This is a genomic window from Actinoplanes sp. NPDC051851, assembly GCF_040681165.1.
Classification (GTDB): Bacteria; Actinomycetota; Actinomycetes; order Mycobacteriales; family Micromonosporaceae; genus Actinoplanes.
The window spans coordinates 83,768-97,931 of the sequence record NZ_JBFAYF010000032.1; the positions used below are offsets into that span (position 1 = coordinate 83,768).

A 14,164-nucleotide genomic window follows, 5' to 3' on the forward strand; every position below is an offset into this window, starting at 1 on the left:
GCGGCTCTGCGTGGGTCAGGGTTGGTCGAGGGGCTCCGCTGTGGGTACGAGCGGGGTGCGGCTCCTCCCGACGAGATACTCCGGACGCGGTTCGCCGGCCGGGCGCGGCGCCTCGTGCACGGGGTTGTAGGTCAGGATCAACAGGCGCCGGGCGAACGGCGAGATGTTGGTCCCGGAGCCGTGCACGATCTGCGGGCTGAACAGCAGCACGCCACCGCGGGCTCCCTTGGGGCTGGCCATCCCGTGCTGCTTCACGAGGTCGGCCAGTTCGGCGGGAGTGAGTGCGTAGTCGTCCGGGTCGATGTGGCCGGCACCGTCGCCCACCGTGACGTTGGGGCGCTCCAGCGTGCCGAGCCGATGGGAGCCGCGCAGGAAGGTGACGGGGCCGTTGAACTCGGTGACGTCGTCGAGGAAGAGCGCGACGTTCACCTGGTTGGCGCTGGGCATGCCGTCGGCGTCACGCCAGACGATGTAGTCCTGGTGCCAGGCCCACCGCTCCCCGCCGAACGCCTGTTTCGCATTGATCTTCATCTGGTGGACGTACAGATCCGGACCGGCGATCTGCCGCGCCGGGCCGAGCAGCCGATCCGAGCGCACCAACCGGGCGAAGAGCGGGTGACGCCGGTGCGAGGCGTAGATGGCGCGCAGGGTGGTGCCATCGGATTCGGTGATGAGGTGCGGGCCGGGCATGCGCTGGTCCTGTGCCAAGGCGGCCAGCAGGGTCTCCACCTCGTCGCCGGAGAAGACGTTCTCCAACGTCACGAAGCCGTCGGTCCGATAAGCGGCGTACTGCTCCTCGGTGAGTCTCATGGGCGCTCCCGATGGTGGGATGTCGGCCGGTCCCGGCAGCAGGCGCGCAACGGGCGCGAGCCGACGAGGCCGGGCGAGTCCTGGTGGTCGCGATCGGCGCATCCGCCACAGTGCGGGTGTGGTTCAGGGCGGTGGTCCCGGTGCCGGGCGTGGCCGCCTGATCGCCGTCTGCATGTCGTTGGCAATACTTGCGACCTTGGGCCGCTCGCCGCACCAGGGATGACCCCCAGGACCACCCCAGGGTCCTCTCGCAACTACGCTGAGTAGCCTGGGGTTGCGGTGGTCAGCGCCGGCGGGAGCGCGCTGCGCGAGTCGATGCCGAGTTTGCGATATGCCTGGGTGAGGTGCCACTCCACGGTCTTGACCGTGACGAAGAGCGTCTGCGCGATCTCCTCGTTCTGCAGGCCCGCCGCGGCGAGCTCGGCCACGCGGTGTTGCCGAGGGGTCAGTAGCGGGCGCGACCTCCGGTTCGTCGCACCGGCCTCGATCGCATACAGCTCCTCGTCCGCCCGGTCCCGCACCGCCCGAGCGCCGCAGTTGGCCGCCAGATCGGCGGCGAGCCGCAGTTGCCTCCGCGCTTCACCACGCTTGCCGGCGCGGCGCAGCACCACACCGTAGGCGAGCAGGCTCCGGGCTCGTTCCAGCGGATCGGGGAAGCTGTCCATCAGCCCGGCCGCCTCCTCCACCAGGGGCAGACCCCCTGCGCCGGGGGTCAGCGTCCCCAACGTGCGCAGAGCGGCGGCGAGCGGCCGGGCGGCGCCCGAGGAGCGTGCCTCGGCGAGCTCCTGGCGGGCGAGGGAGAGCGCCTCCTCGGTCCGGCCCGCCCGGTGTAGCGCCACCGGAGCAGCCGGCCAGGAGAGCCGGACGCCCGACGCCAGGCCCAGCGCCGCGGCGAGCCGGCGTCCGCGTACCAAATCGTCCCAGCCCGCTTCGGCGTCGCCCTGCTCGATGCGCAGCCGCCCGCGCGCACGCAGCAACGGTAGCTGAGCGATGGTATCGGGGCCTCCGCCGGCGAACAGGTCCGGCTGTGCCAGCACCCCGTCCGCCGCTTCCAGGTCGCCTTGATCGATGAGGGCCTCGGCCCGGATCGCCACGGCGAACGCCCGGGTCAAGGCGGGGGGATTCCAGCCCTCGCGACCGGAGAGCACCTGCAGAGCCAGGTCCGAGGCGCCGTCGATGTCACCGAGCTGGTAGTCCACCGCCGCCCGCATGCACAGATCGAGGCCCGCCAACTCGGTCCCGATCCGGCTCGCCGCGTCGCGCAGCCGCAGGATCGCGTGCCGGGACTCGCGGATCCGGCTGTCCGGTCCGAGCATCACGGTGGCGAGCAGCACGGCGGCTCGCACCACGGTCTCCGCTCCGGACGGCGCGGGATCACGCAGTAGGTCCGCCACGAGTTGGGTGATGTGATCGGCGGGTACGCCCTGCCACATCTGCTGCCACGGGGCTTCGCCGGCATCCCGCGAGCCGCCGTCCCGGGACAGCCGGCCGGACCCGCGGGTCCCCGGGACGAGCTGGGCGACACCGTCCGACAGCGCCTTCAGCCGGAGTCGATCCTGCGCGTCCTCCGTCTCGCCCGACTCCCTCTCCAGCGCGGTGATCGCCTCACCGAACCGGCACTCGAGGACCAGCCGCAGAGCGGGTTCCGCCACGGCAGTCGCGGGGTCCATCGCGGCGGCGCCCGAGCCGGCCGGCTCGCTGTCACCCGGTGCACTCGCGACGGACGGCAGACCGCGCCGGCCATCGGAGGCGGCCTCGGCCACGGCACGGGCAGCCCGGGCCTGCAGGTGACGGCGCACGAAGGCGGGGGTGGCGGCGTCCACCGCGGCACGCAGCATCGGCTGGGCGAAGTGCAGGGTCGGCCCGTCGTTCATCACTTCCGCGCCGACCAGGGCCGTCACGGCCTCGACGACGTCTGCCTCGGCGCAGTCCGCGGTCCGCGCGACGATTCCCGGATCGGCGGCCGCGCCGAGCACCGCGACCGCGCGGGCGATGCCCAGGGCCAGCTCCGGCAGGCTGCGCAGCCGCCGGGCCACCTCGTGCACCACCCGTGCCGGCGGGCGGCGCGAGATCGCGTCCAGCGCGGCCTCCGGCGCCGCGGGTCCCCGATCGGTGAGCTCGGTCAGCAGCTCGTGCAGCAGCAGGGGATTGCCACCGGTGTCGTCGAAGCACGCCTTGGCGAACCCGTCCGGAGTCCGGTCCCCCAAGTGCTGCACCACCAGGCGTTCAGTGGCCTCCTCGGTCAGCGGGGCGAGTCGTAGCAGGGTCGTGTCCCGGGCGAGGCCGACGACGCTCAGCCACGCTGCCGCCGGTCCGCGGTCGGCACGATCAGCGGCGACGGCCAGGACCATCGGCGTCCGGGCGGCGCGCGATGCGAGATAGCTGAGCAACCGCAGGGACGGCACGTCGGCCCAGCGCACGTCGTCGACCACGACGACCAGGCGACGGCGACCGGCGATCTCGAGCAGCCCGCGTCGCAGCCTGCGCAGCTCCGCCGCGGACAGGGTGCCCCCCGGCTCGCGGGCGGCGCGCGAACCCTCGCCCGCCGACTCCATCAGCTGGGCCAGCACACCGAACGGCACCCCGGCCTGGAACTCGTCACCGCGGGCGGAAAGTACGCAGTTTCCGCCCGCGGTTGCGCGTTGCCGCATCCTTTGCAATATGGTGGACTTGCCAAGGCCCGCGGATCCCTCGACCACCAAGAGGCCGCCGCGACCACCGTTGAGCTCACGAAATACGTGGTCGATTCTCTGCAATTCCGCCGTCCGCCCGAGGAGGACAGCAGGAAAGTCGTCACGCGAAGTGCCAGCCATGCGAAACTCCCCCGAACGCAGTACTACACAGCACGACCGTCACAGTACACAGTGGACCGGTCGAGCGTCCACAACCTCCGCTCATGGGAACCTTCAAGGCGATTTATACCGTTGCCCGCCCTCCCGATTCCGGCTACCATTTGCCGCTCACTCCCGGCAACTATCACCACTCTCAGTACATTGACGCATGTGCAGTAATTATTGTCGAATGGAATTGTCATAATGAGCGATCCCGGAGCCGTTAACCACCATTCTCCGCACCTGATTTCGCCGCCGCCGGAAACCGATCCGGCTGCCGCCTACAATCAGTTGCGCGAACAGGCCGCGGCCTGTCCCCTACGCGCCGTCGACGGATCGCTGATGTGGATCGCCGGCCGCAACGAAGGTGTCCGCGTGGTCCTGAGCGACCCGCGCTTCGCCAACAATCCCGCGACGGTGCCACACGGCAAGGCTCCGGCGCTGCAGGCCGACGCCATGCGCAAACTGGGCCTGGCCGAGGAACTCATCCCCTATCTGGCCGAGACGATCCTGGACGCCGACGGCGGCGAACACACCCGGTTGCGCCGGCTCGTGACGCCCGCGTTCTCGGTCCGGCGGGTCACCGCCCTGCGCCCGCGAATCGAGCAGCTCACCGACGACCTGCTCGACGCACTGCCCAGCCACGCCGTCGGCGGAACGACTGATCTGCTCGAACACTTCGCCTATCCACTGCCCATCAATGTCATCGGCGAGCTCGTCGGCGTGCCGGCCGCGGACCTGCCGGCCTGGCTGCGCTGGACCCATGACCTCTCCTTCGACCAGCAGGCCCTCGGCAAGACGCTCGGGCCGCTCGTCGACTACACCCACCACCTGGTCCGGCGGCGGCGCACCGACCCGGGCGACGACGTGATCAGCGATCTGATCCGCATCCGGGACAGTGACGGCGACCGGCTCAGCGACCGCGAGCTGGTCACGATGACCCTCAGCCTGGTCATCGCGGGCCACGACACCACCGCGAACTTCATCGCCAACAGCGTCTGGGCACTGCTCACCCACCCTGACCAGCTGGCCCTGCTGCGCTCGGACCCCACCCTCATGCCCCAGGCCGTGCAGGAGCTGCTGCGCTGGTGCGGCCCCGTCCTGGTCTCGCGTATGCGCTATGTCACCGACGACGTCGACGTCGGTTGGGCGCAGTTCCAGGCGGGCGACGCCGTCACCGCCGCGCTCAGTGGCGCCAACCACGACCCGCGTACGTTCCCCGAACCGCAGAAGCTGGACATCACCCGGCAGAACGCCGGCCGCGGCGAGGCACACCTATCCTTCGGCGCCGGGCCGCACTACTGTCTCGGAGCCGCGCTGGCCCGTCAGGAGGCCGAAACGGCGTTGAGCCGACTGCTGGCCCGTTTCCCCGGGCTCACCCTGACCGGACGGCAACTGCAGTGGCACGCGGTCTCCGGGATGCGCAAGCTCGTCCAGCTTCCCGTGCGGTGGTGATGTCCCCACCTGCCGCGCCTATGCCCCGGAGGGCGCCCAGCCGGAGTCCCCACAGTCGATGATCACGCTGCGGCAGACCTCGTCCGGCCTGTCATGCAGGAAGAAATGGCCGCCGGCGAACATCCGGATCCGGGTACGGGAGGCCAGCCGTCGCCACCCGGACAGGAAGTCACGGGTCACCACCGTGTCGTCGATGCCGCCGTAGATCGAGACCGGTGTCCGCAGCGGCGGATCGAAGACCGGCCGATACCGCTCGATCAGGTCGAGGTCGTCCCGCAGCCGGGTCAGCACCTCCGGCCCGAACTCGGGATCGCTCAGGATGCTCTCCGGCGTCCCGCCGAGTTCCCGGGCGTACTCGCGCATGCTGGTGTCGGAGGCGGTGCGCACGCCCGGAGGGAAACCGCGAGGGTAGCCCGGTGGCGCGGCCGCGCAGAGCACCAGATGCTCCGGCAGCCGCGCGGCAGGATCGCGCTCGAGCCGGCGGACTGTCTCGGCCGCCGTGAGCGCGCCCAGGCTGTGCCCCAGCAGCACATACGGGCCCGGGAGCGCGCCCAGCTCACCGGCCAGGGCGCCGGCCCGTTCCTCGATGCCGCGCGAACCCGCGTCCTCCTCCTCCCAGTGCACGGCCGACGCGGCCATCCCGGACGCCCGCGCGGACGCCGCCCATCCCCGGAACGCGACGACGCTGCCACCGGCGTGCGGCACACAGACCAGGGCGCGGCCGCCGTCGGCGCCGCCCAGGGCGACGAGGGCCGCGCTCATCGTCCAGCCTCGCGGTGCGCGAGGATCTCGAACAGGCCCGTCCCCACCAAGCCCGGATCCTGACGGACCTGAGCCGGCAATCCGGCCTCGCGCAGCAGCGCGCAGAAGTCGGCCAGCCTGCCGTCCTCGTCGTGCACCTCGGCGACGACCGCGTCGATGCGCGCCCAGTCCGCGCCGGCGACACCGCGCAGCACGTCCATCTCGGCGCGCTCGACGTCGACCTTGAGCAGGGCTACGGTGCCGACGTCGTACGCCCGCATCAGCTCGGACACGGTCGTGACCGGCACCGGCAGTTCACGGCCTTCGTGCAGCCCCTCGACCAGTAGTTCGATGAACTCGTCGTCCATACCGCTGTTTCGCATATACGTCCTGGTCATCGCGTCGTCGGCAAGACGGTCGGCGTACAGGCCGGAGTTGCCCGGGGCCGCCGGATAGTAGGTCAGGCTCCGCTGCCCCGGGACGGCGGCGACGGCGGTCCTGATCGCGACGGCGCCGGGAACCCAGCGTGCGAGGTTGGCCTCCAGGCAGGCGAACGTGTCCGGCACGGGCTCGACGGCGATCACCCGCAGCCGCGGTTGAGCGTCGGCGAACGCCATCGACACCAGTCCCACGTTGGCTCCGACGTCGAGCACGGTGTCTCCCGGGCGCAGCAGCTGAGCGGCGTGGCGGTAGAAACCGTCGCCGGTGGCCTCTCGCCACATCAGCGACGCCTCCCCCGGGCTGGTGCACCACACTGCTCGGCCGTCGGGCAGCCGCAGCTCACGGTGCGTGCCAGTCATGCTTGCTCCGTTCTCTCATGCCGGGGTGAGCCGTACGGGCGCCGACTCGTATCCCCAGATGAGGATCGATCGGGTCCGGCGCGGTGGCTGCACCGTCTCGGCCGTACGCACCCGGCGCAGCAACTCCTCGAAGATCACCGTGAGCTCCGTCGTGGCCAGCGCCGAGCCCAGGCAGTAGTGCGGGCCGGCGGAGAAGGCCAGGTGCGGGTTGGGCCGCCGGTCGGCCAGGAAGCGGTCGGGCTCGGCGAACACCGCGGGGTCACGGTTCCCCGCGGCCAGCCAGAGGGCGACCTGATCCCCCGGCTCCAGGTTCTGCCCACCCAGTTCCACCGACGCGACCGCGGTGCGCAGGACGTGCATCGCCGGGCTGGTGAAGCGGAGGATCTCCGGCACCGCGCTCGTCAGCAGACCCGGATCGGCGCGCAGTCGCGCCCACTGGTCCGGGTTCGCGATGAGAGACAGCAGTCCGCCGACGGTGGCGTGCCGGGTCGTCTCGTTGCCACCGGAGATCAACCCGTCGCAGTTGAGGAAGATCTCCTCGTCGGTCAGGGGAACGCCGTCGACCACCCCGTTGACCAGCGCGGTGACGACGTCCTCCCGCGGATCACGGCGACGAAGGCCGATCAGCTCCTCGTAGTACGACAGGATGTCGGCGTGCGCCTCGGCCATGGCCATGGCGTCAGCCGGCGCGCCGTCGGAGCCGAAGGCCGTCATGGTCCGGTCCAGCATGAAGTCCCAGTCGGACGGCGGCACGCCGAGCAGGTCACAGATGACCGCCAGCGGCAGCCGGGCGGCGACCCGGGTGAAATCGCAAACGCCGGCCTCGAGCGCCTCGTCGAGCGTCGCGGCGAAGGTGTCCCGCATGGTGCGTTCGAGGCGGCTCACCATCCGCGGGGTGAACGCCGAGCTGACGATCTTCTTGATCTTCGTATGCCGCGGCGGGTCGGTGACGATGAGCAGCTTGCCCGCCGCACTCGACGTCGCGGCCGGATTCTGGTCCAGGCGCATCCCTCGTTCGGAGGTGAAGGTCCTGGGGTTCTTCAACACCTGCGAGATCAGCTCGTGGGAGAGCACCACCCGGAAGCGGCGGCCCTCCCACTCACCCTCGTGGACCGGCCCTTCGGCGTGCAAGCGCCGCCACAGTTGCTCGGGCTCGCCGTCGAGGTAGAGGTCCGGATCGTAGAGGTGCTCGGCGCTGGTGAGCGGCATACGGACTGATCTCCCGTGCGGTCGGCGGCCACCCGATGATGCTCGCCGCACGACCGTGGCACAGCCCCAGAGTTACCCGTTCCGCGGCACCGCAGAGCCCAGGGGTGACCCTTCGCGCCGGTGGGTGGGCTCTGGTTCAGGGACGGCCGTCCGCCCGGATTCCGGTCCAGCGCAGCTCCGCGGGCAGGTGACTCATGTCGTTGAACATCACCAGCGTGGGCGCCAGGCCGGTGCGGTACTCGATGACGGTGAGCCCGGTGTTCGCGCTGTCCAGGCTCAGCCAGCGCACCGGCGGGGCGTCGAGGGCGTCGCGGACCAGCCACGCGATCGGATAGGCGTGGGTGACCAGCACCTCGTACGTGTCGGGCTCGCCGGCCGCCGGCACCTGACCGAACCGGGCCACCAGCGCGCCGGCGAGTCTGCGGCCCGCGGCGGCCTCCGCCTCGTCGTAGCCGTCGAAGAACCCGGCCCACGATCGGGGCATCTCCGCGGCGTCCGGCACGTACGGGACGTGGTCGACGAGTTCGGCCGACTCCGACACGGGAACGCCGGACAGGTGCCGGGCCAATTCCTGGGCGCTCGCCGCGGCACGCGGTAGCGGTGAGTGCCGGATGTGGTCGATCGGCAGGCCGGCGAGCCGCTCTCCCAACAGGCTCGCCTGTCGCCGCCCGGTGTCCTTGATCTCGCCGAAAGCGTCTGCCGCGCCGTGTCGTGCAACGTAAAGGTGTCGGGTTGCCATGGGCCGAACCTACCTGTCGCCCCGGTTCGCATCGCGCGGGATGCCCAGTGTCGACAGAAGATCCTCGTGCAGCTCCATCCACACCGCATGGCACGAAGGGACGCCGATGCCGGCCACCCACTGCTGCTCGCCCGCGCGGGCACGGGCCAGGGCGGACGAGAACCGCTCGTGGTAGTCGCCGAAGCGCGCCAGGACCACCGCGAGGGCGGCGATCAGCTCTTTCAGCTCGCCGTCGAGGGTGGTCAACTCATCCAGCACGCCCTCGTCCCACTGTGTGTCACGGTGATCGTTGGTCGCCAGCCGATCGCCGGCGGTGGGCCGCAGCTGCCAATCGGTGCAGGCCTTGACCAGGCGGCCGTTCAGCGTCTCGAAGATCGCGTGACCCTGTTCGACGGCGTGGCGCGCCCCGGCCCGGTCGAGTTCGGCGGCGAGCCGCCGGCCGTCCTCGTCACGGCCGCGCTCGGTGAGGGTCCAGCCGCTGGTGTCACCGAACGCGACGTGCGTGACCCAGCCGTAGGCTTCGAAGTCCCCCAGCAGCTCGGTGACCTTGTCCTCGGCGATACCCGTGCGCTGGGAGATCGCGGTGGCGCGGGCCATCCCGGAGGCCCGGATCCCGTGCAGAACGAGGAGTTCCGGCGTGGAAGCGTACGTCATGACAGAGAGCATTCAGACTGCCGCGCCGGACGTCAACGCCGACGCGCACGATCCGGACACGTAGAGTTGCCAACGGTCAATTCCGGCCAATCGCTTCCGGAGGTAACGGTGCTGATCGATCTTGCCGATGCCGATGTCGCCACCGCGGGCGGCAAGGCGGCCGTCCTCGGCCGGCTACTGCACGCCGGGCTGCCGGTCCCGCCGGGATTCGTGGTACCGACCACGGCGTACGAACAGGCCGTCACCGCGCTCGGCACCGACGACGCCGGCGCCACCCGGCGTCTGCTCGCGGAGACGGCACTCCCGTCCGGGCTGGCCGACCGGATCGAGCAGGCGCTCGACCGGCTGGGTGACCCGCCCGTGGCCGTACGCTCGTCGGCGACCAGCGAGGACACGGCCGACGCCACGGCGGCCGGGCAGCACGACACGTTCCTCGGGGTCAGCGGCGCCCCGGCGGTGGCCGACGCCGTGCGCCGGTGCTGGGCCTCCGTGTGGTCGGAGCGCGCCGTCGCCTACCGCCGCCGGACCGACGCCGGGCCGCCCGGTGTGGCGGTGCTGGTGCAGGAACTGGTGGACGCCGAAGTCGCCGGGGTGCTGTTCACCGGGACCGACATCCGGGTCGAAGGCTCGTGGGGGCTGGGTGAGAGCGTCGTCGCCGGCCGGGTCACCCCCGACTCGTGGACGGTCTCCGGTGACGCGGTCGTGAACCACGTGCTGGGCGGCAAAGCCACTCGCGTCGACCGGCAGGGTGACACGGTCGTCACCCGTGAGGTGGACGGCGCGGATCGCGAACGCCCCTGCCTGTCCGGCGAGGACGTGCTGCGGCTCGCGCGCCTCGGCCGGGAGGTGGCGAAGCTTCTTCAACAGCCGCAGGACATCGAGTGGGCGTACGCCCGGGGGCTGATCTGGCTCCTGCAGGCGCGGCCGATCACCTCTCCGCTTCCCGGCCCGGTCACGGGGGCCGAGGCGGACACCACGGTGCTGACCGGCACACCCGGCAGCGCCGGCATCGCCCGCGGCCCGGTGCGGGTGGTGCGAGGCGTCGGCGACTTCGGCCGCGTCCGCTCCGGTGACATCCTCGTCTGCCGGACCACCGACCCGGCATGGACTCCCCTGTTCGGCACGGTCGCCGCGGTGATCACCGAGACCGGCGGCGTCCTGTCGCACGCGGCAATCGTGGCGCGCGAGCAGGGTCTGCCCGCCGTTCTCGCGGTCGCCGGGGCGACGAACGCCCTTCCCGACGACGCCCCGGTCGAAGTGGACGGCAGCACCGGCCGCATCACCCTGCTCTGACGCCGAGCAGGGCACGGCGCCGCACCATAAACCATCGGGTCGCCATTCCTGCCGTCACCATTCCGCTATTTCACGTACGGAATTCGGCATCCTCTTTTCGGCACGACAAGACACCGCCCGACGCGGCGGGCACCGCACATGCCGGAGGCGTTCACACGCCGGTGGGAAAAGATCGAAATTCCCTTTCCCACGTACGAGGCCGACACCTCGACCAACCTTTATTCGCCCGGGAGACGCCGTTTCCCCGATGGCAGGCCAGCCGCCACAGCACGGTGCACACACTGACGGAGCCGGAGGTCCGGTCACCGGCCCGGCTCGCCGCCCAGTCCGATCACCGCCCCGTCGCGGAGGCGTTCACCCTTGCCGGCTTCGCCTCCGGAGCAGCATCGCCGGTCGCCGCCGGTGATCCGGCCGAGCAGTCGTTCGGCGCGGACGACGGACCGGCGACACCCGATGAGATGGTCCGGGTGGGGCCCAGAGCCATACCGAGAAGCCACTTACCAGCGGAAATCTCCGCCGCGGCGCCTGATGCGAGGCTACGGATACCGTCGATCGTGATCCACTCGAACGGCGCACGCGTCGCTGGGAAGCAATCCATGGACACCATCAGTGAGGTACATCACACCCGGCGCGACTCCGGGCCGAATCCCGCACACCATCGACCGGCGCCGTTGCACGACCGGCGCCACAACCCGGGGCGAATAGATATCACATCATCACCTTATGCTCAAGGAAGCCGATGCACGAAAATACGCCGCACGGACCCGATAACGGCGGGTGTACCCAACGTTAACATTAGTTGACCACCAATCTTCAGGGTGTTACCTTGGCGACCGTGGGTACATTCGGGGAACCGCACATTCGTTACGCTGCGCAGTTTGATCTTTCTGCTTATACGCGAGCGCCAGCAAATCTTCTCCATCGCGCCGTCCCGCCCGCCAGTCGTGGGCACCTCACCGATTCGCCGCGCTATCCTCCCGCGCGAGCACCAGTGACCAGCGGAGAGCAGCGCAGACCGGCACCCGGAGACGCGGCACCGGACGTGACCGGCCGCCGGTCCCGCACCACCGCACCACCGAGCGGACTCGAGATCGCCCGATCCGGCGGCGGCCGGCCGTGACGGTGGCGCCCCGTGACCGCACAGTGGCCGCAGCCGGACTGCAACTGGCGGCCGGCTGGTACGTCGCCCTGCGGTCGAACGCGCTGACCGCGAAGCCGCAGACGCTGCAGTTGTTCGGGACGCACTCGGTGGCCTGGCGCGACGGCAGCGGCTGCGCCGTCATCACGCAACGACGTGGCCGGCGTCCGAATCCGGGCCCGGCGGACAGCCCGCCGGACGCTCCCCGGCTGCGCAGCTACCCGGTGGTGGAACGGTACGGCTACGTATGGGCCTGGTACGGCGGAACCGAACCGGCGTATCCGCTCCCCCGGGTGCCGGCACTCGACGGCGACCGGAAGCGCTACCTGACATACCGCTTCTCGCACACCACCGAGGCGTCACCCCGGCGAATCCTGGAGAACGCCTTCGACTTCTATCACTTCATGTTCCTGCACGGGGTGAAGTCCCGGATCCCGATGGACATGACACTGCTCCCGGACCAACGGGCAGCGGCCGAGAACGGGCCACCGATAGCCGACGGCGCCTGGTTCGGCGCCCAGCTGACCGCCCGCGGCCTGTACATACCGCAGCCGTTCCGCACGTTCGGCTTCCGCACCGAGCGCTCCGATGTCCTGGTGGACAGCTGGCCGACCGGTCAGCGGCTCACCTTCCTGCTGGACGGAGAGGTGGTGGCCAAGGAACTCCTCGGCGTCACGCCGGTGAGAGCGGGCCGCACCATCATGCGCGGCTGGACGCTGGTCGCCCGCACCGGCCGACCGTTCCGGGACGTGCTGACCTATCTCGGATACCGGGCCCAGCATCGACAGGGCACACTTCAGGACCTCGTCATCTACCGGCACGCGGCCGAGTCCGGGCCCGTCGTCCCGGTGAAGTACGACCACGGGGTGCTCAAGTTCCGCAAGTTCTACACCGGCTGGGCCGAACACGCCGCCCGGGCCGAGACAGGCAGCGGGTGAGGCGGGTGAGACACGATACGACTCGGGCGAACGCAGAGCTGCAGGCCGCACTCGATCTGGCGGCCAGCTGGTACGTCGCCCTGCCATCGGGGAGCCTGACGCGGAAACCGGCGTCGCTGACTCTCTTTGGACAGCAAGCGGTGGCCTGGCGCGGCCGCGACGGGCGGCCGGTGCTGATGCCCCGTGCCTGCCCGCACATGGGCGCCAGCCTCGCCCACGGCAAGATCGTCGACGGCCTTCTGGAGTGCCCGTTCCACGGCTGGAGGTTCGACAGTTCGGGAGCATGCGCCCAGATCCCGGGCTCCGACCACATTCCCGCCGCGGCGCACCGGCAGCCGTGGCCGGTGGTCGAACGCTACGGCTACATCTGGGCCTGGTACGGCAGCGCCGAGCCGATCTTCCCCCTGCCGGGGATGACCGCCTTCGACGCCGGCCCGGCCTGGTACCGCCGCTTCAGGTTCGCCGACACCGTCATGACATCGGTCCGGCACGTCCTGGAGAAGACGTATGACACCGGCCATCTCGCCCGGCTGAGCGGCTCGCGGGCCGGGCGGCCCCGGTTACGCATACTGACTCCCGGGGAGTTCGCCGGGGACCACGGGTCGCCGATTCCGGCGGACGCCTGGCTCGGCGCCGAGGTGCGGCTGCCCCGCCACCCCGGAACCCTGACGGCACTCACCGGGCTGACGGGCACCGGCGCCGGTCAGGTCACGCTGCGGGTCGACGGCTGGCCGGCCGGTCAGCGCGTCTCCGTCCTCGCCGACGGCGTCCCGCAGTACCGGATGCTCCTGGCGACCACGCCCGTCGCGCCGGGCCGCACTGTTCAACACGTAGCGACGGCCGTCGAGAGGACCGGACGGGTCCGTACGGAAATGGCGCAGCTCTTGATGAGCCGGGTCACCGCGGCTGCGGCCGCCCGCCGACGCCGACCAGGCCCGGAGAGCGCCCACGCCGTGGGCGACGACGGCGTCCGGGCGTTCCAGCGCTATTACCAGTCATGGGTGGATCGGGTGGTCGATGCCGACAACTCCCCCGCTCGCCGGGCGGAGGCGGGCGCGTCCGGCACTGATGGCAGACGTCCTCGGGGCGCAGAAGGATCCGCGCCGGTGTGACCACCGGCCGGCGCGAACGTTCACATCCCGGGCGGTGCCGCCGCACCGACGTGGCGACGATTCTCGTGCACACCCGTGCGCCACCACTGTCCCCATCAGAGGGACCTGGGTGGGCCGGTCAAGAGTTTGGATTCAAAGAATGTCAGTACGCCTGATCGACGACATGTCCCACCGCAGCCGCTCCTCGGCCGTTCGCGGCCGAGTCCTCGAGCTTCTCGCTCTGGGCTACAGCTCGAAGATGATCTGCGAGGAGCTCTACCTGTCCCGCACCGCACTCGATTACCACATCGCCGCCCTTCGCGACACGCTTCAGGCGGCGAACCGGGCATCGATCGTCGCTCGCGCCTACAACCAGGGCGTTCTCCAGCCGGACTCCTGGCCCCCGGCCCTCAACGAGGAGCCGTGAGCCGTTGCCCCTCCGGCGTCACGTCGTCATCCGGTAAC

At 70.7% G+C, this 14,164-nt stretch carries 12 protein-coding genes; 5 read left to right on the forward strand and 7 right to left on the reverse strand.

The window, feature by feature from the left end; translation table 11 throughout:
• Window positions 1–15: 15 nt before the first annotated feature.
• Window positions 16–810, reverse strand: a complete 795-nt coding sequence (locus tag AB0M08_RS27720; protein ID WP_364499110.1) for a phytanoyl-CoA dioxygenase family protein — start codon at window positions 808–810, stop codon at window positions 16–18.
• Between the two features lie 254 nt (window positions 811–1,064).
• Window positions 1,065–3,623 carry an AAA family ATPase gene (locus AB0M08_RS27725; RefSeq protein WP_364499113.1) on the reverse strand — a complete coding sequence of 853 codons (2,559 nt, stop codon included), beginning with the start codon at window positions 3,621–3,623 and terminating at the stop codon, window positions 1,065–1,067.
• A 393-nt stretch (window positions 3,624–4,016) separates the two neighbouring features.
• On the opposite strand from AB0M08_RS27725, the gene AB0M08_RS27730 reads away from it, so the two are divergent.
• Complete coding sequence (locus AB0M08_RS27730; RefSeq protein ID WP_364499116.1) at window positions 4,017–5,096, forward strand: cytochrome P450; 1,080 nt, start codon at window positions 4,017–4,019, stop codon at window positions 5,094–5,096.
• Between the two features lie 18 nt (window positions 5,097–5,114).
• On the opposite strand, the gene AB0M08_RS27735 is transcribed toward AB0M08_RS27730, so the two are convergent.
• The 5 genes from AB0M08_RS27735 to AB0M08_RS27755 form a co-directional block, all read right to left on the reverse strand.
• Window positions 5,115–5,858: an alpha/beta fold hydrolase gene (locus AB0M08_RS27735; RefSeq protein ID WP_364499119.1), complete on the reverse strand. Its 744-nt coding sequence runs from the start codon at window positions 5,856–5,858 to the stop codon at window positions 5,115–5,117.
• A complete protein-coding gene (locus AB0M08_RS27740) occupies window positions 5,855–6,637 on the reverse strand; it encodes an FkbM family methyltransferase (protein ID WP_364499122.1) in 783 nt (260 codons plus the stop codon). Before AB0M08_RS27740 ends, AB0M08_RS27735 begins: the two co-directional genes overlap by 4 nt.
• A 15-nt stretch (window positions 6,638–6,652) precedes the next feature.
• Window positions 6,653–7,846 (reverse strand): cytochrome P450, encoded by a 1,194-nt coding sequence (locus AB0M08_RS27745; RefSeq protein ID WP_364499124.1) that lies wholly within the window; start codon window positions 7,844–7,846, stop codon window positions 6,653–6,655.
• A 136-nt stretch (window positions 7,847–7,982) separates the two neighbouring features.
• Complete coding sequence (locus AB0M08_RS27750) at window positions 7,983–8,585, reverse strand: histidine phosphatase family protein (RefSeq protein WP_364499127.1); 603 nt, start codon at window positions 8,583–8,585, stop codon at window positions 7,983–7,985.
• Between the two features lie 9 nt (window positions 8,586–8,594).
• Window positions 8,595–9,239: a transcriptional regulator gene (locus AB0M08_RS27755; protein ID WP_364499129.1), complete on the reverse strand. Its 645-nt coding sequence runs from the start codon at window positions 9,237–9,239 to the stop codon at window positions 8,595–8,597.
• A 108-nt stretch (window positions 9,240–9,347) separates the two neighbouring features.
• Here AB0M08_RS27755 and AB0M08_RS27760 point away from each other — a divergent pair, with 108 nt between their 5' ends.
• From AB0M08_RS27760 to AB0M08_RS27775, 4 genes are all read left to right on the forward strand, one after another.
• On the forward strand, window positions 9,348–10,532 hold the full coding sequence (locus tag AB0M08_RS27760; protein WP_364499132.1) for a PEP/pyruvate-binding domain-containing protein: 1,185 nt from the start codon (window positions 9,348–9,350) through the stop codon (window positions 10,530–10,532).
• Window positions 10,533–11,675: 1,143 nt separating this feature from the next.
• Entirely contained in the window at window positions 11,676–12,608 is a 933-nt protein-coding gene (locus tag AB0M08_RS27765) for a hypothetical protein (protein ID WP_364499134.1), read from the forward strand.
• Between the two features lie 5 nt (window positions 12,609–12,613).
• Window positions 12,614–13,720, forward strand: a complete 1,107-nt coding sequence (locus AB0M08_RS27770) for a Rieske 2Fe-2S domain-containing protein (protein WP_364499137.1) — start codon at window positions 12,614–12,616, stop codon at window positions 13,718–13,720.
• 139 nt (window positions 13,721–13,859) lie between these two features.
• Window positions 13,860–14,126, forward strand: coding sequence for a LuxR C-terminal-related transcriptional regulator (locus AB0M08_RS27775; protein ID WP_364499140.1), 267 nt, complete (start codon window positions 13,860–13,862; stop codon window positions 14,124–14,126).
• Window positions 14,127–14,164: the final 38 nt, after the last annotated feature.